Genomic DNA, 20,582 nt, shown 5'->3' with positions numbered 1-20,582 from the left:
AATTTGTTAAATATACAGGTCTGGTTTTTGTTTCATGTTCAATGGTTGCACAGCAATTAGATTTCAGGAGTACTCAACTTGGAAAAAATCTGGCTAAAACATTATCCGGCAGATGTCCCGGCAGAAATCGATCCCGATCGTTATTCATCATTGGTTGAAATGTTTGAAAATGCCGTGGCACGTTATGCCGATCAAGTCGCATTTATTAATATGGGCGAAGTAGTCACTTTCCGTAAACTGGAAGAGCGTAGCCGCGCGTTTGCTGCTTACTTGCAGAATGGATTGGGACTGAAAAAAGGGGATCGTGTGGCATTAATGATGCCAAACTTGCTTCAATATCCCATCGCTCTTTTTGGTGTCTTACGTGCCGGAATGGTGGTTGTTAATGTCAACCCTCTGTATACCCCGCGTGAACTGGAACATCAGCTCACTGATAGTGGTACATCAGCCATAGTTATTGTCTCTAATTTTGCACATACCTTAGAAAAGATAGTTTTCAATACTCCGGTTAAGCATGTCATTTTGACCCGTATGGGAGACCAATTATCTCGCCCAAAAGGGACTCTTGTAGATTTCGTCGTAAAATATATTAAACGGCTGGTTCCGAAGTATCATTTACCGGATGCCATTTCATTTCGCAGCGTCATCCACAAGGGTTATCGCATGCAGTATGTCAAGCCGGATATAAATAACGAAGATTTGGCATTTCTGCAATATACTGGTGGTACAACAGGCGTGGCAAAAGGTGCCATGTTGACCCACAGGAATATGTTGGCGAACCTTGAACAGACAAAAGCGAACTACGCCCCTTTATTACGCCCCAGACAGGAGTTAGTGGTCACGGCATTACCGCTGTATCATATCTTTGCACTTACGATAAATTGCTTGTTATTTACTGAGCTGGGTGGACAAAACTTGTTAATTACCAATCCACGCGATGTGAACGGAACGGTCAAAGAGTTATCACGCTATAAGTTTACAGCATTGTCTGGTGTTAACACGCTGTTTAATGCGTGGCTCAATAATCCTGAATTCCAAAAAATAGACTTTTCTGCATTACGTATGGCCGTGGGTGGTGGTATGGCTGTGCAGAGTGCAGTCGCTGATAAATGGGAAAAGCTGACAGGTTGTCATCTGCTTGAAGGTTATGGTCTGACTGAGTGTGCACCTGTGGTTGCAGGTAATCCTTATAATTTGACTCACTATAGTGGCAGTATTGGTTTTCCTGTTCCTTCGACAGAAATTAAGCTGATGGATGATGAAGGGAATGAAGTCCTTCAGGGAGAGTCGGGTGAGATGTGGGTGCGTGGGCCTCAGGTGATGAAAGGTTACTGGAATCGTCCTGATGCAACAGATGAGGTGTTAAAAGACGGCTGGCTGGCAACAGGGGATATTGCCAATATTGATGAAAAAGGATTTTTACATATTGTTGATCGGAAAAAAGATATGATCCTGGTTTCAGGTTTTAATGTCTATCCGAATGAAGTGGAAGATATTGTTTCTTCCCATCCTAAAGTGTTAGAGTCGGCAGCAATAGGTGTTCTAAACGAAAACTCAGGTGAATCCGTCAAGTTATTTGTAGTGCGTAAGGATCCTGGTTTGACAGAGGATGAACTTAAGACACATTGCCGTCGTTATCTGACTGCATATAAAGTACCAAAAATTGTCGAATTCCGTGATGAGTTGCCGAAGTCGAATGTCGGTAAGATCCTTCGTAAAGAACTGCGCGACGAAGAATTAAGAAAAGCAAGCAACGCGAAGTGAATAGCTTGAAGAGTGATTTTTAAAAGGTAAGTATTTTAAATTGCCTGTCACATCAACAACGCCGGTTCTTGCCGGCGTTGTTGTGCATATACTATGAATGGCTAAGAGAATGATGTTTTGAATTATCAGTTGATTACCTCCGATGCTCAGTTGCAGTCTATCTGTAATCGGGCAAAACAACATGCAAGAATTGCACTGGACACAGAATTTGTACGCACAAGGACGTATTATCCCCACTTAGGTTTGATACAACTGTTTGATGGCGAGCAACTTTCTCTGATCGATCCCCTTGGTATTTCGCAATGGCAGCCTTTGCGAGAATTGTTGACTGATCCGGATGTATTAAAATTCATTCATGCTGGCAGTGAAGACTTAGAGGTTTTCTGGAATAGTTTTCAGTGTATGCCTGCACCTATTATCGATACTCAGGTATTGGCAGCGTTTACTGGTCATCCATTATCGTGTGGGTTTGCAACATTGGTTGCAGAATATCTGAACGTGGAATTGGATAAAAGTGAATCCCGTACTGACTGGCTGGCTCGTCCGTTGAGTGAAAAACAGTGTGAATATGCGGCGGCAGATGTTTACTACTTATTACCGCTGGCTGATATTTTGATGGCGAAAACAGAACAGCTAGGATATTTGGGGGCGGCAAAAGATGAAAGTGCTCTGATTGCCCAACGTCGCAAAGAAATATTAATGCCGGAATGTGCTTATAAAGATATCAGTAACGCATGGCAGTTACGTCCAAGGCAGTTGGCTTGCTTAAAAAAATTGGCTGCATGGCGTTTGAATCAGGCTCGTGAACGGGATCTGGCTGTCAATTTTGTTATTCGTGAAGAAAATTTATGGCAGGTAGCCCGTTATATGCCAACTTCACTGGCAGAGCTGGATGCCTTGGGTTTAAGCGGGCAAGAAATCCGTTGTCATGGGCGTCGGTTACTGGCTATGGCGGCAGAAAGCAGAGATCTTCCAGAGGAAGAATGTCCGGCTCAAATTGTGAATTTGATAGACTATCCGGGTTATCGCAAAGCGTTTAAAGAAATTAAGTCACTGATTGCTCAGGTGAGTGAATCTCACTCTTTTAATGCTGAATTGTTAGCTTCTCGTCGGCAAATTAATCAATTGCTCTGTTGGCACTGGAAATTGAAATCGCCGGAGCAGCAACCTGAATTAATTAGGGGCTGGCGTGGTAAATGGCTGGCTGAGCCTGTTGCTGAAATATTGGAAAATTATTCAGTATCATAGCTTCTGAGATATATCTTTTAAGAGGTATAGCTTTGATACCCTGTCTGGATAAACAGGCAGAGAACTTTGCTGATCCTGCGATTTTCGCAGGATTGGTGTTAACTCCGTCTAAATGGTTTATTTATTCTTCCAAATAAAAGGTTAACTCACTGGCTTTAGCTGCAATATGATTAGTGATTATATTGTATGGTTATTCTTAAATTAGATGGATTTTAAAATTATCTGAAGATAAAGATGATAAATTTTCATATTCTTATGTTGTGTCTGGTATTTACACATTATCAGTCTTTTATTAAGAGAATAAGAGTCGTGACCTGAGCTTAATAACCTGGGATTATTTGGGGATTCAAATCGGGATGAGATGACATCCCGATTTTTTTACTGATAAATCAAAGTATTAAATTAAATAGCACCATTTGACAGTGTTATTTTGGCGATTCCTCAACCTCCGGTAATGTTACATTAAGTTCCAGTACCGAGATATCATCATTTTTTTGCTCAAACTGTACAGAAAGCATTTCCGGGTCAATTTGTACATATTTACAAATTACCGCCAGAATATCGCGTTTCATTTCGGGCAAATAGGCAGGCTCAGCATCACCACGGCGCCGCTCTGCCACGATGATTTGCAGCCGTTCCTTGGCAATATTGGCTGTCGACTTTTTTCTCGACAGGAAGAAATCTAACAAAGCCATGCGTTACCCTCCAAACAGGCGTTTCAAAAAACCCTTTTTTTCTTCCTCAATGAAGCGGAAAGGCCGTTCTTCACCGAGTAAACGTAATACAGTATCTTCGTATGCTTTACCTGCATCAGAATCTTTGTCCAGAATAACAGGTTCCCCCTGGTTTGAAGATCGTAAAACGGATTGATCTTCTGGAATGACACCAATTAAAGGAATGCACAAAATTTCCAAAACATCTTCCATACTGAGCATATCACCACGGTTCACGCGACCGGGGTTATAGCGGGTCAGCAAAAGATGCTCTTTGATAGGGCCCTCACCTCGTTCAGCACGACGTGATTTAGAGGCCAGAATACCTAAAATTCGATCCGAGTCGCGAACAGATGAAACTTCCGGATTTGTTGTAATAATTGCTTCATCGGCAAAGTAGAGTGCCATTAATGCACCACTCTCAATACCTGCTGGTGAATCACAGATAATAAACTCGAATCCTTGCTCAGTTAACTCATTCAGGATCTTTTCGACGCCGGTACGCGTGAGAGCATCTTTATCCCTGGTTTGAGAAGCAGGAAGAATATATAAATTCTCGGTGCGCTTATCTTTTATAAGCGCTTGATTTAACGTGGCATCACCTTGGATCACGTTGACGAAGTCAAAAACCACACGACGCTCACATCCCATGATGAGATCGAGATTACGCAGCCCGATATCAAAATCAATGACTACGGTTTTTTTCCCTTTTTGTGCGAGGCCGGTAGCAATGGCCGCGCTTGAAGTGGTTTTGCCAACGCCACCTTTACCAGATGTAACAACAATAATGCGTGCCATGAAGCGATTCCTTGTTATAAGGGCTAGATTAAGGTTTCAATAGTTAATTCGTTATTGACCAGACGTAATTTTGCCGCTTTACCGACAAAATTTTCTGGAATTTCTTCACTGAGCCAATATTGGCCTGCAATAGAGGTTAGCTCAGCATTTAAATGAGTGCAGAAAATCTGGCTTTCTCTATCACCAGATGCGCCTGCTAATACACGTCCACGTAGCACACCATATATATTAATATTTCCATCAGCGATTAATTCTGCGCCAGCACTGACATTGCTGGTGACAATAAGATCACTATTTGGAGCATAAATTCTTTGTCCTGAACGGACGGGCGTATTAATTATACGAGTTTTTCTGAAAATAGGTTCAGATGGTTTATTTTCTTCTTTAGGAACTTTTTGGCTTTTTCCTTCCTTTAATAAAGGAAGGCCGGATTTCAGCACAATTTCCCGTTGTTCTTCATCCTGGCAGCCACTGATACCCACAACACGCAATCCTGTAGACTCAATGACCCGGTGGAGTGCAAAAATATCTGCATTTACAGGTAAATGGGATATATTGATAACGACAGGTGCATTTTTCAGGAATTCAGGCGCTTGCTCCACTTTTTCTTGTATGGCTTTTTGAATAATATTCGGCTGGTCATCATGCAAATGAACGACCGAAAGCGTAAAATTACTGCCTTTTAGCTCAATTGGCGATTGTGACATCGATATTCAGACTCAGCAAGGTTAAGATCCCTGGAACAGCCCCAAGGATACGATATTCTTAAATATAATAAGCATGTTATAGTTACTGAATTATTCAAGCAAGTCGCAGTGTTAATTTAAAAGAGTTTATAACAATGATTTGTGTAATCTACAGAAGCTCAAAACGTGAACAAACTTATCTCTACATTGAAAAAAAAGGAGATTTTTCCCGCGTTCCTGAAGAGTTATTGAAAGCATTTGGTCAACCACAGTTCTCTATGATGCTCTCATTAGCAGAAAGAAAAAAATTGGCCAATGCGGATATTGAAAAAGTGAAAGAGGCATTGAGCGAGCAAGGATTTTACTTGCAAATTCCCCCTCCGGTAGAAAGTTTAATCAATGAACATCTGGCTGCAACCAAGCGATGAAAAGAGTCACTGGCAGTGACTTGATCCTGAATTAAGAGGAGAGGTTCATGAAATTAACCATCAATGTACCTTTATTGAGTGTAATATTACTGACTGGGTGTGCTTCACCCGATGGAAGAATATTGCAGAATTCAGGGTCAACAGTTTTATTACAAATGCAAGTCAAAGCGCTGGATCAACAATTCCCACTTGGTTCCCGTGAACCATCTCAGTTTCCTGCTTATGTGGCTTTGTTAAAACAGCAAATAAGGAAGCAAGGCTTCAGTGAGAAGACGTTGACGCGTGCATTTGCCGATATCCATTTTATTCCACGAGTTATTAAATCGGATCGCAATCAGCCGGAGAAAAAAGTGACTCTGGATGAGTATCTGAAGCGTGTTCTGCCGGAATGGAAAATAAAACAGGGTGTTGAGCACTATCAAAAAAATCTTCCTGAATTAGAGAAAATAAGTCGTAAATATGGCATTCCGAAATCTTATATCGTTGCTTTGTGGGGGCTGGAGAGTGGTTTTGGCCGTATTCAGGGAAAGGAGGATGTTGTATCAGCATTGTCCACACTGGCCTTTGAAGGCCGTCGGGAAGTTTTTTTCATAAAACAACTCATAGCGGCTCTTAATATCATAGAAAATAAATATATTGATGATGATCAGACATTAAAAGGCTCCTGGGCAGGTGCGATGGGACAAAGTCAGTTCATGCCGACTTCATATTTGACTTATGCTGCTGATGGTAATGGTGATGGAAAAATTGATATCTGGAACAATAAGGAAGACGTTTTTGCCTCTACGGCTAATTACCTGCGTAAAGAGGGATGGCGGGAAGGATTACCGTGGGGTTATGCCGTTTCATTACCGGATAATTTCGATGAAACTTTAGAAGGAATTAAAGTAAAACAGGGCAAAACTATTTCACAATGGCAAGCATTAGGTGTTTTCTCCCCTGAATTTGCACACTTACCTAATAAAACAGAAGGTTGGATTATAATTACTGACGGAGCTGAACCAAGGGCATTTTGGGTGACGCAAAATTTCCGGACCATTATGCATTGGAATCGTTCTTACTATTTTGCTCTCAGTGTTAGTATGATGGCTGATGGTATCGAACAGAGAATTCATCACCTTACTGATTGAGTATTATCTCTTGAAAAATGAGTTGATAACAGCTAAGGAAGAATACTATGTACCAGCATAAAGACTGGCAGGGGGTACTGCTGGATTTTCCTGTTAATAAGGTCGTTTGTGTCGGTAGTAACTACGACAAACATATCAAAGAGATGGGTTCAGACATAACGGAGGAGCCGGTGATATTCATAAAACCTGAAACGGCTCTTTGTGATTTGTGTCAGCCCATATCTATTCCGGAAAAACTAGGCACTGTACACCATGAAGTTGAATTGGCGGTTCTAATCGGTTCGACGCTTAAAAATGCCAGCGAAGAGCGGGTCAGTCAGGCGATTTCTGGTTTTGCTGTTGCGTTGGATCTGACATTGCGTGATTTGCAGCGTGAATTTAAACAGTCAGGCCAGCCATGGGAGAAGAGTAAAGCATTTGATGGTGCATGCCCGATTTCGGGTTTTATCTCTGTTAATGCTTTTGAGGATCCACAAAATAGCCGGCTTTCTCTGGCAGTAAATGGTGAATTACGTCAAAACGGCAATACGTGTGACATGCGAATGCCAATCATTTCATTGATTAGCTACATGTCACGATTTTTTACTCTTCGCCCTGGTGACATTATCCTGACGGGAACACCCGAAGGCGTGGGGGAATTGAAATCTGGTGATGTTCTGAACGTTTCTCTTAATGAGCATGTTTTAACAACCAGAGTGATTTAGTAATGAGGAATGACAGAAATTATGTTTCAACCTTTCTGGCAGGTAAAGACCCTGGAGCAAATGACCGATCAAGAGTGGGAAACACTGTGTGATGGCTGTGGTCAGTGTTGTTTGCATAAGTTAATGGATGAAGATACTGACGAAATTTATTTCACTAATGTTGCCTGCAACCAACTGAATATCAAAACCTGTCAATGCAAAAATTATGAAGATCGTTTCAGTTATGAACCTGATTGTATCAAATTGACCCGTGAAAATATGGTGACATTTGAATGGCTACCGAAAACGTGCGCCTACCGTCTGATTGAAGAAGGAAAAAATCTTCTGCCCTGGCATCCGTTAGTAAGCGGCTCAAAGTCAGCGATGCACGCAGAGCGTATTTCCGTCAGGCACATTGCTGTGCGTGAATCCGATGTAGTGGACTGGGAAGATCATATTTTAAATAGACCTGAATAACTATTTTATCCATTGATATAAAATGTTTTTATATCAATGGATATCTCAAGTTCTTAAATTGTCATTAATGCCGGATTTTCTTCTCGTTTTTTCCACTTTTATCAGTGAAGAAAAACTGATAATTTGTCTATTCGGCAGTCAAGACAAAAGACAAGGAAAGATAAATGGCAAGTTATTTAATTCGTGTGGAACTGTATGGCACGGGATCTACAGGATATGAAAAGCTGTATAAGAGAATGACAGCAAATAAATTCAGTAGATCTATACGCTTCCCTAATGGAAAGTGGCATCGTCTTCCAAGTGGAACTTATGTTGGCAATTCTTCATTAGGATCCCTTCAACTGGCAGAAAAAATCAAATCCATTGCCAAGTCTTATTCAAGCAAAGAACCATCTATATTTGTCTGTACTTACAGTAACTGGAGTGCAGCATTGTATCCTGACAAGGAACACCCTGAAAATTGATTGCTCAGATATATAAAAACATGATGGCCTGAATAGTAAATTTATCTGGATAAAGCTCCTTGTGTTTCAGATTATTCCGCAAGTAATAAATAATGGAATGGTATTTTAACCATTGAATAAATATATAGGAAAAGGTTGGTAAAGTCTTAGCATGGAATAATTAAAATTTTGTCTATGTGTTGCTGCCACTATTTATTTAATAATAAGGGAGTCAGAAAATTGAACAGTAACTGGATGTGTTATATGAAATTTTTAGGATTCAAAAATAGCCAACATCAGATATAACTAATCGTATTTCAGGAAGATGAGAGATTAACTGGTTTCTCTTAGAGTGGCATAGAGAACAGATTACCCGACAGCATACCGGGTAATCTTGATTAGACTAAGCATGTGGAACAAAAAGTAAAATAGCTTTAATTAATTGGATTATTGAACAGGTTCCTTCAAAGTATAAACCAGCTTGTTTCTTTTATTCGTCAACATTAATTGCTTGTCTTTTAAACTCACTCTTGCACCCTGGGTCAGAATATCAACCATGACCTGATCCCATTTGTTGAGTTTTTCATTGACACAGAATATCTGAGAACTGCTTAATTTACTTATTGTTAAAACATTATCCTTTAATTTTCCCTCTCCCATAAAGTTGTTACACATTGTCCCGGAAACAAACATTTTGTCACCAAACGTAATGGACAATTTTGTATCTTCTTTATTGGAGACATCCTCATCATTAACACTAACCAAAGCAAAATTACGGTGTTGTAAATCTTTAGCAGTAATATTTCCTGTGGCACTGACCCCCGTAGATTGACATGCTGTAAGTAGCAAGGTGGCGACCGCTAATGGAATCGCTCTGTTCATTTGATCTCCTGATATTTATGACTTCATCCAACAAGATTCGGGCAGGATTCACCAGAAGCGAGTTGTTGGATATTTTGTAACGTTGTTTCACTGATACTGGTTAATGCTTCTTCTGTCAAAAATGCCTGATGGCCTGTGAACAAAACATTATGGCAGGAAGACAAACGACGAAAAATATCATCTTGAATAACGTCGTTTGATTTATCTTCAAAGAATAAATCGCGCTCGTTTTCATATACGTCCATCCCCAATGCCCCGATTTTTTGCTGTTTCAATGCGTTGATAGCGGCAATAGAATCAATTAAAGCACCCCGGCTGGTGTTGATGACCATCACACCATTTTTCATTTTACTGAACGCTGTTTCATCCAGTAAGTGATGGTTTTCAGGTGTCATTGGACAGTGTAGTGAGATCACATCAGATTCAGCATACAAAGTATCTAAATCCACATATTTCACACCAAGGTCTAATGCTTCCTGATTTGGATAGGGATCATGTGCCAGTAAATGCATACCAAAGCCTTTTAGGATCCTTAAGGTTGCAAGACCGATTTTTCCAGTACCGATAATACCTGCGGTGCGGTGATACATGTTGAAGCCTGTCAGCCCTTCAAGAGAGAAATTGGCATCCCGAGTGCGTTGATAGGCTCGGTGGATACGTCTATTCAGACATAGCATCAATCCGACTGTATGTTCGGCAACAGATTCCGGTGAATAAGCCGGAACACGAACAACGTTAATACCCAGTTCTTTGGCAGTATCCAGATCGACATTATTAAAGCCGGCACAACGTAATGCCAGGATTTTAATGTTCATTTCTGCCAGCTCTTTCAGAACCTCGCATCCACCATCATCATTAACGAAAATACAAACAGCATCTGCACCAACGGCATTTTTCGCGGTTTGTGGACTGAGGGGAAAGTCAAAAAACTCAATATGGTAATCAAGGCCAAGTTTTTGGTTGAGTAACTCAAAGTGTTTTCGGTCGTATTGTTTTGTACTGTAAACGACTAATTTCATAATATTATCTCCGCCATATATTGACTGTGTGATTCTTAATTTCATTCGAGCTACTCGTTGAATTCACTTTGCTATGTGTTAACTGTATAGATGCTAACTAATTACGTGGGCTAAACACAGATGTTAGCTGCTGGCAATAATGGCATCTACTGAGATAGGTTTTCGGCGCTATCTCTCGCTATACTCGAACAAAGCACTTGTTAAGCTATTATACCTAACCTGTATAATAAACCGACTTACTAATCTGATATGAGACTATCATAACAGGAAGTTGTATTCAGGTTGAAAAGAAGAGTTCAAGAACAGATGACCAGGATATTAAGAGTGTTCGCAGTGATGATAATACTGTTGGTATTATCAGTGTTGATTGGTTGGTTTACACTTCCACGTTGGCTGCCACTGATTGCCAGTCATTGGTTGCCACAGGGGATGACTCTTTCGTTAACTCAACCAAAGTGGGAAAAGGATATATTACTGCTCGATCACTTATCGTTGCAGATACAAGAATGTGAATTGCTCAGGATATCCGGTTTGTCTGCCGGATACTCGCGTAATAAGCAGGGTACAGAGCGCTATTGGGATCTACATATTGCTGAAGTTTATAGTCAGAGCCAATGTTTATCACAATTACCAGCGACGAATACACAGCCTGCGCCACTATCTATATCTGTTAGCGAAATATTGTCCTCTATTCCGGCGATTAAATTGGTCATTGATCACTTTGTTCCTGCACCATGGCAGGAATTTGCCGGAAAGCTCAAATTTGACTCATCACGTCAGGGACATCGGATAGAGGGGCAGTTGTCTGGCAGCCAGTATTCTGAACCTTTGCTGATGGAATTGGAATGGCAGGGGCAGAATGGGAAATTCACAGTTACCCAACTGAACACTCATACCCAACCGAAGGCCGACAATGTACATGAAAAAAATGTACATGAAAAAAACGAACCGCAGCTATGGGCTGAATTACCATGGTCATTCAGTCAATCTCAATTTGTGATCCGGAATGGTAAATGGCGTTGGATAAGTGCGGCTCAACCGTTATCCGGCGGAGTGGATCTTACCCTCGAACAGTGGAAAAAAGGATTTAATGGTATGAAGGTGAGTGGGAGAGTGAATCTGCTCACTCAGAATGAATTTGGTAAGGGTAATGTTGTTCTTTCCATAAAACCGACACCAATCAGCTTAACGAATGCTCATATTCCTCTTCAGTTAACCGGGCAAATGAACAGAGGGCAAATGATCATAACGATGTCGTTGCCGGCAATCGTCACAGGTTCACTGGCTACACCTAAAATTACATTCCAGCCCGGATCACTATTCCGGGGCTGGGGGAAAGTCAGTGAAAATTTTACTGTCAAGGAAGCCCGCTTACCTTTGGCAGGAACTTATTTAACCCGTAATGGTTTCACCGGCCGCTTACAGGCGATAGTAACAGCAAAAGAGAGTTATTGGGGAACATTCAGGCTGCATTTTGATGGTTATGCCGAAGATTTTATACCCGATCAGGGAAACTGGAATTGGCGCTATTGGGGAAATGGTGATTTACCGCCACTGAAGGCGAAATGGGATATCTCAGGTAAAGGAAGCTGGAAGCAATCACAGATAACGGTAAATGCACTAAATACGGGGTTTGATACTATCGAATATGGTCTTGTACAGATGAAGGCTCCGCGTTTACAGTTGATGAAACCGTTGGTATGGGAGCGTTCAGTGACTAAACCTGCATTGATGGGAGATTTACAACTTTCTGCCCTGCGAACGGATTTTCGCTCTGGTAGTTTTTTGCCTCCCGTTGAATTCCGGGCAACCTTGACTGGCCAGTCACCCAATAATTTTATGTTAAACGGTAAATTGCACGGGAAGGGTATTGGGCCAATACCCGTTTATGGGCGTTGGGATGGCACAAGGCTAAGGGGAGAAGCGCGCTGGCCGAGACAATCTTTGCTGGCGTTTCAAACTTTGATCCCTGCTGATTTGGGGCTCATCGTGCGTGGTGGGAATATCTATGCACAAGCCGCATTTTCGGCGGCCAGAGGACAAGGATTACGTGCAGGAGGGCACTGGGTAGTAAAAAATGCGGGTATGTGGCTGAAGAATGGAAACGTTGGTGGGGTGGACTTTGTGTTGCCGTGGCGTTTACAGGAACGTACCTGGCAATTAGGTGTAAGGTCGCCTGTTCAGCTCAGGATAAAGACTGTTAATGGATTATTTGATATGGACAATGTATCAGCGGATTTACAAGGTTTTTATCCTCCGACTGAAATACAGCCGCTAACCTTGTCTAATGTGAATGTTGATATGTTGGATGGCAAGCTCAGGTTAAATAAATTGCAACTGCCCCAAAAACAGGCTGCTGTATTGAACTTTAACAAGTTGAGTGTGAGTAAATTATTCGACGTATTAAAAGTTAAACAACTTGCCATGTCAGGGAAAATCAGCGGTGAATTGCCTGTGTTATTAAATGATAATCAGTGGATTATTCAGCAAGGATGGATAGCTAATGATGGCGATCTGACATTAAGGCTGGACAAGGATACGGTTGACTCTATAGGGAAAAATGATTTAACTGCGGGTGTGGCGATGGATTGGTTGCGTTATCTGGAAATTAGTCGTTCTAAGGCATATGTGACACTTGATAATCTGGGTATTTTGGTACTGCAATCAGAAATCAATGGGGTCAATCCAGTTGTGGATAAAAAACGAGAAGTCAGGCTTAATTATCGCCATGAAGAGAACATATTCCAGTTATGGCGCAGTCTGCGTTTTGGCAGTAATCTGGAAGAATGGTTAGAGAAAAATATATCTGCAGGTAGTTAATATTATTCATTTATTAAACTTCTGAACCAAACACTCGGTCATTGATTTATTCAATGACCGAGAAGATATTTCAGGTTATGACACATTTAGCGCGTAATTTTGTATCTCTTCCTGATCACCGCCAAAAAACATATCTTCTCCATACATCATAAGATGACCGGAAGTCTGCCATAGCTCTTTTTTCAAAAACTGAGGCGTGCGAACTTCCTGAAACCCCTCTTTTTGATAAATTTTGCGAATAAGCAGCTACAGCGTTACATTGATGCCGCACACTTTACTAAACGACCATGACGCTAATATTTTTCATCATGAGGTTAAACATGAATACCAAACAGATTTTCGATGAACTCCGTTCCAGAGAAAAAATTGAAGATGAAAGCGAATTGCTTAATTTTTTTGATGCACTTCCTGAGGTGCGGGTTGGTGAAATATTAAGTAAGTGGAAAGGTGGAGACTTCAACACAGGCCACTGGGGCCATGAATCATTGATCGAAATGAATTGGTTCGGTAAATGGTTTAAAAGCAAATTTGATGCAATTCCGCTGGTTTGTTTTAATAATGATGGGAAATTATTTTCCAATCATATAATGAAAGGTGAAGCATCACTTTGGGAAGTTGAATTTAGAGGAAAATCTTCTGCAACAATGATATATGATGGTATTCCTATTTTTGATCACTTCAGGAAAGTTGATGATAACACCCTGCTTGGAGTGATGAATGGGAAGCCCATTGAGGGATTTCCTGACATTGTTTTTAATGGAAAGTATTATTATTTCTATCTTGAGAGATTAGCCGACTTTCCAGTTGAATTTACTGAAGAGAAATAAAAAAATAACTAATTTCCATTTATTCTTGTAACCCCGTCAACAGATGGGGTTAACTGCTAACTTAAAATGGGAGTGATAAATGATAACAAAGAGTGGACTCAAATTTTCGATAGTCATTAGTGGTATGGTATTGATCTGTTCAGGCCTGGCAGGGTGTGTCAGGTTGGAAGTGGCAACACCAGATAAGCCTATCAATATCAATATGAATGTCAAAATTGAGCATGAAATTCATATCAAAGTCGATCGGCAGATTGAAGATATGCTCAAAAACAACGCTGACTTATTCTAAGGAGCTAGAATATGAAAAAAACAGGAGTAATACTTTTGTTAAGCCTGCTATTCAGTGCTTTTGCCATGGGTATGACGTTGAATGAAGCAAAACAGCAAGGTCTGGTAGGAGAAACATTCAGCGGTTATCTGGCACCGGTCAAGAATTCTCAGGATGCACTGTCCGTGGTCAGAAAAATCAATAGTGAGCGGGAAAAAAGATATGCTGAGATTGCCGCTCAAAACAATATGACAACGGATCAGGTGGCGAAAATAGCGGGTGAAAAATTAGTTAATCGTGCAGAAGCAGGGGAGTTTGTGCTTGGTATTAATGGTCATTGGGTGAAGAAATAAGCGCGCCATTTGTTCGACGCGCTAAGCCTGATTAGGCAACAATTTTTTCTGGTTGTTTCTGCGTCATTCTTTCGACTATCTCAGTTATTGCATCGCGGGCATTCTGATGTGCCTGATTTGCTAACTCTTCACCCATAGCCAGGCCTTCGGTAAACACGAATTCCACATCAGTAATACCAATAAATCCGAGGAAAACACTCAGGTATGGGGTCATCAAGTCGGACGGGCTGTTTTTATGAATACCACCACGGCTGGTCAGCACAATAACGCGTTTTCCTTTTAGCAAACCTTCCGGGCCTGCTTCGGTATAACGGAAAGTAACACCTGCACGAGCAATCAAATCGAAATAGGTTTTTAATTGAGTTGGAATAGAGAAGTTGTACATGGGTGCTGTAATTACAATGACATCGTGTGCTTTTAATTCTGCGATTAGTTCATCTGACAAGGCTAATGCTGCTTTCTGGCGCTCTGTCAGCTCAGCACCATTTGGACGCAACGCACCGACTAATTCTCCATCCAGTACCGGAACCGGATTTGCAGCCAGATCACGTGTGCTAATATGACTATTTGGATGATTGGCCTGCCAGGCTTTGATAAAAGAGTCAGCTATTTTATTGCTTTGTGAATTTTGCGCCATAATGCTGGATTTCAGAACCAGTACGTTGCTCATTTTTAATTCCTTCATAACGTCAGTAACTAATGTATTGTCACTAATACATTGCCGATTGTTTCTATGTGTTAGCTATTTTAGTGAGGTTATCATTCAGACAATAGCTCAATATTTCGAGATTGGCGTTCAAAATTATTGAACAATAGATTTATCACCCGAATATATAATAACATAACTAAAAGCGGTGTTAAGAAAAAAGACAACGCGACTCAATTAAGAATGTCACAAGGATTTATCACAGTGGAATCACCTTTGACAGCACCAATTGCTGAATTATATGCTGAACTTGAGCACACACTGTTGCGCGATCAGTTTCGTTTAAAAAAACGTCTGCAAGGAGCAGCAAAAATAAAAAATCAAGCCTCCTTACAGGCTGTAGCTCAATCTATTTCTGCGGATATTGCAGCAGCAAAACAAAAAATTACCCATCGTCAAACCGCATGTCCTCCGATTAAATACCCTGAAAACCTGCCTGTCAGCCAGAAGAAAAAAGATATCTATAAAGCAATCAGGGATAACCAGGTTGTCATTATTGCAGGGGAAACAGGCTCCGGTAAAACCACCCAGATCCCGAAAATATGTCTTGAATTGGGCAGAGGGGTAAAAGGACTGATTGGTCATACTCAGCCCCGTCGTTTAGCGGCTCGTTCGGTTGCCAGCCGTATTGCGGATGAACTGGAAACACCGCTTGGTTCAACAGTGGGTTACAAAGTTCGCTTTAATGATCAGGTTAGTGACAATACGCTGGTCAAATTGATGACTGACGGTATTTTGCTGGCTGAATTGCAGCAGGATCGTTTGCTATTGCAATACGATACGCTGATTATTGATGAAGCGCATGAACGTAGTCTGAACATTGATTTTATCTTAGGTTATCTGCGTCAGTTATTGCCGAAACGCCCTGATTTGAAAGTCATTATTACCTCCGCGACTATCGACCCTGAACGATTCTCCCGCCACTTCAATAATGCTCCGATTATTGAAGTGTCAGGCCGTACTTATCCGGTGGAAGTCCGTTACCGTCCGGTGGCAGGTGATGATAATGACAGTGATCGGGATCAGCTGGAGGCTATTATTGATGCGGTAAATGAGTTAAGCCGGGAAAGCTCTGGTGATATTTTGGTCTTTATGAGCGGGGAGCGGGAAATCCGCGATACTGCGGATGCACTCAATAAACAGAATTTTCCGCATACTGAAGTGTTGCCGCTGTTTGCCCGTCTGTCCAATAGCGAACAGAACCGGATCTTCCAACCACATGTTGGGCGACGCATTATACTGGCAACTAACGTCGCAGAAACATCATTGACTGTCCCCGGAATAAAATATGTCATCGATACCGGGTACGCACGTATTAGCCGTTATAGTTATCGGACTAAAGTTCAACGTTTGCCGATAGAGCCAATTTCACAAGCATCAGCAAATCAACGTAAAGGCCGCTGTGGTCGTGTTTCTGATGGGATCTGTATTCGACTCTATTCAGAAGAAGATTACTTATCCCGCCCGGAATTTACCGATCCTGAAATTCTGCGCACCAATCTGGCATCGGTTATTTTGCAGATGACCTCGATTGGCTTAGGAGATATCAGTGCTTTTCCATTTGTTGAAGCACCGGATAAACGCAACATCCAGGATGGTGTCCGTTTGTTGGAAGAACTTGGTGCCATTGATACGGAAACCTCATCTGGCGGGATTTACCGGCTGACACAAATAGGACGGCAGCTTGCACAATTGCCTGTCGATCCTCGTCTGGCTCGTATGGTATTGGAAGCACGAACTCATGGTTGTGTGCGGGAAGTGATGGTGATTACTTCAGCATTATCCATTCAGGATCCGCGGGAAAGGCCACTGGAAAAACAGCAGGCTTCGGATGAAAAACATCGTCGTTTTGCCGATAAAGATTCCGACTTTATCGCTTTCCTGAAATTGTGGGATTTTCTGGCAGAACAGCAAAAAGCACTTTCCAGCTCCCAGTTTCGCAAACTTTGCCGTCAGGATTACCTGAATTATCTGCGGGTCAGGGAGTGGCAGGATGTTTACACTCAGCTCCGGCAGGTTGTCAAAGAGATTGGTATTCCAGTCAACAGTCAGGAAGCGGATTATCGCAGCATTCACATTGCGTTACTGACAGGATTATTATCTCATATAGGTCAGAAAGATATGGAGAAACAAGAATATACCGGTGCCCGTAATGCCCGGTTCTCTGTATTTCCCGGCTCTGGATTATTTAAAAAACCGCCTAAGTGGGCGATGGTCGCTGAATTGGTAGAGACCAGCCGGCTTTGGGGGCGTATTGCTGCGCGCATTGAACCGGAATGGATAGAGCCTCTGGCAGCTCATTTAATCAAACGTCACTATAGCGAACCGCACTGGCAGAAATCTCAAGGTGCGGTCATGGCATCAGAAAAAGTGACATTATATGGCTTGCCGATTGTGGCAGGTCGTTTGGTCAATTACAGTCAGATTGATCCGATGCTATGCCGTGAATTATTTATCCGCCATGCACTGGTGGAAGGGGATTGGCAGACTCGTCATTCATTCTTCCGCGCTAATCTCAAGTTACGTGAAGAAATTGAAGAGCTGGAACATAAATCTCGTCGCCGGGATATTCTGGTGGATGATGAGACTTTATTTAGTTTTTACGATCAACGAATTGGCAAAGACGTGGTTTCTTCCCGCCATTTCGATCGCTGGTGGAAAACTATAAGTAAAGATCAGCCGGAACTGCTCAATTTTGAAAAGAGCATGTTGATTAAAGGCGATACCAATAAAATCAGTGCGTTGGATTATCCGAATTACTGGTATCAGGATAATTTGAAATTCCGCCTAACATATCAATTTGAACCGGGAACTGATGCGGATGGTGTCACTATACATATTCCGTTACCGGTATTAAATCAGGTCAGGGATGAAAGTTTTGACTGGCAAATTCCAGGAATTCGCCGTGAGTTGGTTGTGGCATTGATTAAATCGCTGCCGAAACCAACCCGGCGTAATTTTGTTCCCGCACCGAATTATGCGCAGGCATTTTTGGAGCGAGTAACGCAGCCACAGGCGACTTTGCTGGATAGTCTTGAGAAAGAACTTCGTCGCATGACAGGCGTGGCGGTGCCACGTGATGAGTGGCAACCGAAGCAGGTTCCTGATCACTTGAAAATGACTTTCCGCATTATTGGTGAAAAAAATAAAACCCTGGCGGAAGGAAAAGATCTTTCGGCACTGAAGCTGAAACTGAAAGATAAAGTACAGGAAACACTTTCGGCGGTAGCAGATGATGGCATTGAGCAAAGCGGGCTACATATCTGGAGTTTTGGAGTGCTGCCTGAGCGCTATGAGCAGAAACGCGGTGGCTATTCCGTTAAAGCATTTCCTGCGTTGGTGGATGAGAAAGACAGTATTGGTATTAAATTGTTTGAAACGGAGTCTGAACAGCAAAATGCGATGTGGGAGGGAACTCGTCGATTACTGCTATTGAATATTCCTTCACCGATTAAATACCTGCACGAAAAGTTGCCGAATAAATCCAAACTTGGTCTCTATTTCAACCCGTATGGAAAAGTGTTGGATTTGATTGATGACTGTATTTCCAGTGGCGTAGACAGATTAATCGCAGAAAATGGCGGGCCAGCATGGAATGAACAGGCGTTTGCAAGTTTACAGAATAAAGTTCGTGCCGATTTGAATGATACAGTGGTTGAAATTGCCAAACAGGTAGAACAGATCCTGACGACGGTTTTTGCTATTAATAAGCGTTTGAAAGGGCGGGTCGATATCGCTCTGGCACTGGCTTTATCCGATATTAAAGAACAAATTTCTGGTTTGGTCTTTAAAGGATTTGTCACAACCCACGGCTGGAAACGTCTGGCGGATGTTCTGCGTTACCTGAATGGTATCGAACGTCGGTTGGAAAAACTGGCGACTGATCCAAACAAGGATAGGGCACACATGAGCCGGATTGAAAATATCCAACAACAATGGCAGCGGTGGTTAGCGAAGCTTTCTGTCCAGCAGAAGCAATTGCCGGAAGTGAAAGAGATCCGCTGGATGATCGAAGAACTGCGTATCAGTCTGTTCGCTCAACAATTGGGTACAGCGTATCCGATATCTGATAAGCGTATTTTGCAGGCGATGGAAAATATCGTTGCGTAATGTTTCAGGGGCTTCGCGTTTTGATCGTCAAGGCGCTAAGGCCCCATTTCTACATTGAAAATAAAATATCAACAAAATTTATAATTGAAATGTCCAACGTGTTATTTATAGTTACAACATACTTTTAGGTATTCAAAACTACTGATGGTGGCACAGAAAATATTTATGCCACCATCAGAAAGAAGAAAGAAATTATTTACTTATTCATAAGTCAACGTAACTGTTGTTGTTACATCCGCTTTTCCGGGTGTGATCCGTGGGTGAGTCTGAATGTAACGTGCTCGTAGTGGAAACGAAAAGTGTGTTACGTATTCAGCATTTGCTTTAATCGGTTTACGCATCTCTAATAGTTGATTGTAAAACAAAATTTGCAGACCAATCCCCGTTGCCGTGACGTTGTCACTACTGTAATCCAATGCCCATATATTATTGATACCACTTTTTGCCGGGCGTCCATCCAGTACTATGTTGACTTTGGCGTTTGGATCGCAATCAAATTCTAAGCGGAAATCTTTTGTCCCGGCGGTACTATTTATACCACGAAACTCACTCGCTCTGACTTCTCCCATATTGACTAGCATTGTTTTACGGGTAAGGGAACAACTCGGAGTCGGAGTAACAACACGTGTTTCTGCTAAGTAAAAAGAATGAACAATATTGCCGTACCCAAACCTGGCTCTGGTCAGGATCCGTCCTTCAATTATCCCTGAACCCGTAGTGGGCGCAATTTTGATTAATTGAACCGTCAAATACCCCCATGTTTGGCCACAATAATATTTGTAATCAGGCCACCGAGGAGGAGGAGGACAGGTGAATGGGGTAGTTGATTTTCGAGGAAACCAATCAATACCATAGTTAGTCGGCCCCCAATTGTTGATACGAATGCCAACACCCGGTACACCGGATTCATAAATTGCATCATTATTATAATGTGCAGGAGCAAAATCGGGTTTATCCCATGATGCAGGAACTAATCTATTGCAATAGACGACATGACCTTTTGTACCCAGTTGGTCTAAACGGATTTCCTTTATCGTTGTCCCAATTGGATGATTTTTGGGTATAACTATATGAGAGCCAAAAGAGACTCGTGTTGTGCCGGAATGAAAATCCAGCGAATATCGACAATCATAACTCTCATAATTGGCCTGACTGGCAAAACTGCTCATCATGCCGATGATAAATATGTTCGCCAATAATAATTTTAAGCCGTTAACCATAACTTAT

19 protein-coding genes are annotated in these 20,582 nt (G+C 41.8%); 12 read left to right on the top strand and 7 right to left on the bottom strand.

Annotated elements, in window-relative coordinates; translation table 11 throughout:
* Positions 1 to 78 precede the first annotated feature (78 nt).
* A complete protein-coding gene (gene fadD / locus BDD26_RS15940) occupies positions 79 to 1,764 on the top strand; it encodes a long-chain-fatty-acid--CoA ligase FadD (protein ID WP_038269251.1) in 1,686 nt (561 codons plus the stop codon).
* Positions 1,765 to 1,881: 117 nt separating this feature from the next.
* Positions 1,882 to 3,012 carry a ribonuclease D gene (gene rnd, locus BDD26_RS15935; RefSeq protein ID WP_115827101.1) on the top strand — a complete coding sequence of 377 codons (1,131 nt, stop codon included), beginning with the start codon at positions 1,882 to 1,884 and terminating at the stop codon, positions 3,010 to 3,012.
* 425 nt (positions 3,013 to 3,437) lie between these two features.
* On the opposite strand, the gene minE is transcribed toward rnd, so the two are convergent.
* From minE to minC, 3 genes are read right to left on the bottom strand one after another with little or no spacing between them, the layout of a single operon-like run.
* Entirely contained in the window at positions 3,438 to 3,707 is a 270-nt protein-coding gene (gene minE, locus BDD26_RS15930; RefSeq protein WP_038269249.1) for a cell division topological specificity factor MinE, read from the bottom strand.
* Between the two features lie 3 nt (positions 3,708 to 3,710).
* On the bottom strand, positions 3,711 to 4,523 hold the full coding sequence (gene minD / locus BDD26_RS15925; protein WP_115827100.1) for a septum site-determining protein MinD: 813 nt from the start codon (positions 4,521 to 4,523) through the stop codon (positions 3,711 to 3,713).
* A gap of 23 nt (positions 4,524 to 4,546) precedes the next feature.
* Positions 4,547 to 5,230 carry a septum site-determining protein MinC gene (minC, locus tag BDD26_RS15920; RefSeq protein WP_038269247.1) on the bottom strand — a complete coding sequence of 228 codons (684 nt, stop codon included), beginning with the start codon at positions 5,228 to 5,230 and terminating at the stop codon, positions 4,547 to 4,549.
* A gap of 134 nt (positions 5,231 to 5,364) precedes the next feature.
* Between minC and BDD26_RS15915 the strand changes: the two genes are divergently transcribed.
* The 5 genes from BDD26_RS15915 (at position 5,365) to ghoS (ending at position 8,391) form a co-directional block, all read left to right on the top strand.
* The gene (locus BDD26_RS15915) at positions 5,365 to 5,637 is read left to right on the top strand and encodes a YcgL domain-containing protein (RefSeq protein WP_115827099.1); all 273 of its coding nucleotides are present in this window, start codon (positions 5,365 to 5,367) and stop codon (positions 5,635 to 5,637) included.
* Between the two features lie 47 nt (positions 5,638 to 5,684).
* Positions 5,685 to 6,767, top strand: coding sequence for a lytic murein transglycosylase (locus tag BDD26_RS15910; protein WP_038269245.1), 1,083 nt, complete (start codon positions 5,685 to 5,687; stop codon positions 6,765 to 6,767).
* Positions 6,768 to 6,814: 47 nt separating this feature from the next.
* Complete coding sequence (locus BDD26_RS15905) at positions 6,815 to 7,471, top strand: fumarylacetoacetate hydrolase family protein (protein ID WP_115827098.1); 657 nt, start codon at positions 6,815 to 6,817, stop codon at positions 7,469 to 7,471.
* 21 nt (positions 7,472 to 7,492) lie between these two features.
* The gene (locus BDD26_RS15900) at positions 7,493 to 7,927 is read left to right on the top strand and encodes a YcgN family cysteine cluster protein (protein WP_038269243.1); all 435 of its coding nucleotides are present in this window, start codon (positions 7,493 to 7,495) and stop codon (positions 7,925 to 7,927) included.
* Positions 7,928 to 8,091: 164 nt separating this feature from the next.
* Positions 8,092 to 8,391 (top strand): type V toxin-antitoxin system endoribonuclease antitoxin GhoS, encoded by a 300-nt coding sequence (ghoS, locus tag BDD26_RS15895; protein WP_038269242.1) that lies wholly within the window; start codon positions 8,092 to 8,094, stop codon positions 8,389 to 8,391.
* Positions 8,392 to 8,817: 426 nt separating this feature from the next.
* Here ghoS and BDD26_RS15890 read toward each other — a convergent pair whose 3' ends face one another.
* Together BDD26_RS15890 and BDD26_RS15885 are read right to left on the bottom strand one after the other, a co-directional pair.
* The gene (locus tag BDD26_RS15890) at positions 8,818 to 9,252 is read right to left on the bottom strand and encodes an META domain-containing protein (RefSeq protein ID WP_038269241.1); all 435 of its coding nucleotides are present in this window, start codon (positions 9,250 to 9,252) and stop codon (positions 8,818 to 8,820) included.
* A 23-nt stretch (positions 9,253 to 9,275) separates the two neighbouring features.
* The gene (locus BDD26_RS15885) at positions 9,276 to 10,271 is read right to left on the bottom strand and encodes a 2-hydroxyacid dehydrogenase (RefSeq protein ID WP_038269240.1); all 996 of its coding nucleotides are present in this window, start codon (positions 10,269 to 10,271) and stop codon (positions 9,276 to 9,278) included.
* A 324-nt stretch (positions 10,272 to 10,595) separates the two neighbouring features.
* On the opposite strand from BDD26_RS15885, the gene BDD26_RS15880 reads away from it, so the two are divergent.
* The 4 genes from BDD26_RS15880 (at position 10,596) to BDD26_RS15865 (ending at position 14,539) form a co-directional block, all read left to right on the top strand.
* Positions 10,596 to 13,091, top strand: coding sequence for a YdbH family protein (locus tag BDD26_RS15880; protein WP_342353471.1), 2,496 nt, complete (start codon positions 10,596 to 10,598; stop codon positions 13,089 to 13,091).
* A 320-nt stretch (positions 13,092 to 13,411) separates the two neighbouring features.
* A complete protein-coding gene (locus tag BDD26_RS15875; RefSeq protein WP_115827096.1) occupies positions 13,412 to 13,918 on the top strand; it encodes a DUF4334 domain-containing protein in 507 nt (168 codons plus the stop codon).
* Between the two features lie 79 nt (positions 13,919 to 13,997).
* Complete coding sequence (locus tag BDD26_RS15870; RefSeq protein ID WP_038269238.1) at positions 13,998 to 14,207, top strand: YnbE family lipoprotein; 210 nt, start codon at positions 13,998 to 14,000, stop codon at positions 14,205 to 14,207.
* 11 nt (positions 14,208 to 14,218) lie between these two features.
* Positions 14,219 to 14,539 (top strand): YdbL family probable chaperone protein, encoded by a 321-nt coding sequence (locus BDD26_RS15865; RefSeq protein WP_038269237.1) that lies wholly within the window; start codon positions 14,219 to 14,221, stop codon positions 14,537 to 14,539.
* A gap of 31 nt (positions 14,540 to 14,570) precedes the next feature.
* On the opposite strand, the gene BDD26_RS15860 is transcribed toward BDD26_RS15865, so the two are convergent.
* Positions 14,571 to 15,209: an FMN-dependent NADH-azoreductase gene (locus BDD26_RS15860; protein WP_038269236.1), complete on the bottom strand. Its 639-nt coding sequence runs from the start codon at positions 15,207 to 15,209 to the stop codon at positions 14,571 to 14,573.
* Between the two features lie 240 nt (positions 15,210 to 15,449).
* Here BDD26_RS15860 and hrpA point away from each other — a divergent pair, with 240 nt between their 5' ends.
* A complete protein-coding gene (gene hrpA, locus BDD26_RS15855; RefSeq protein ID WP_115827577.1) occupies positions 15,450 to 19,355 on the top strand; it encodes an ATP-dependent RNA helicase HrpA in 3,906 nt (1,301 codons plus the stop codon).
* A 200-nt stretch (positions 19,356 to 19,555) separates the two neighbouring features.
* Here hrpA and BDD26_RS15850 read toward each other — a convergent pair whose 3' ends face one another.
* Positions 19,556 to 20,575: a fimbrial protein gene (locus BDD26_RS15850; RefSeq protein ID WP_038269235.1), complete on the bottom strand. Its 1,020-nt coding sequence runs from the start codon at positions 20,573 to 20,575 to the stop codon at positions 19,556 to 19,558.
* Between the last annotated feature and the right edge of the window lie 7 nt (positions 20,576 to 20,582).

The organism is Xenorhabdus cabanillasii (genome assembly GCF_003386665.1).
GTDB lineage: Bacteria > Pseudomonadota > Gammaproteobacteria > Enterobacterales > Enterobacteriaceae > Xenorhabdus > Xenorhabdus cabanillasii.
The sequence above is the reverse complement of the archived record's forward strand: the minus strand, read 5'-3'. Positions and strand labels throughout refer to the sequence as shown.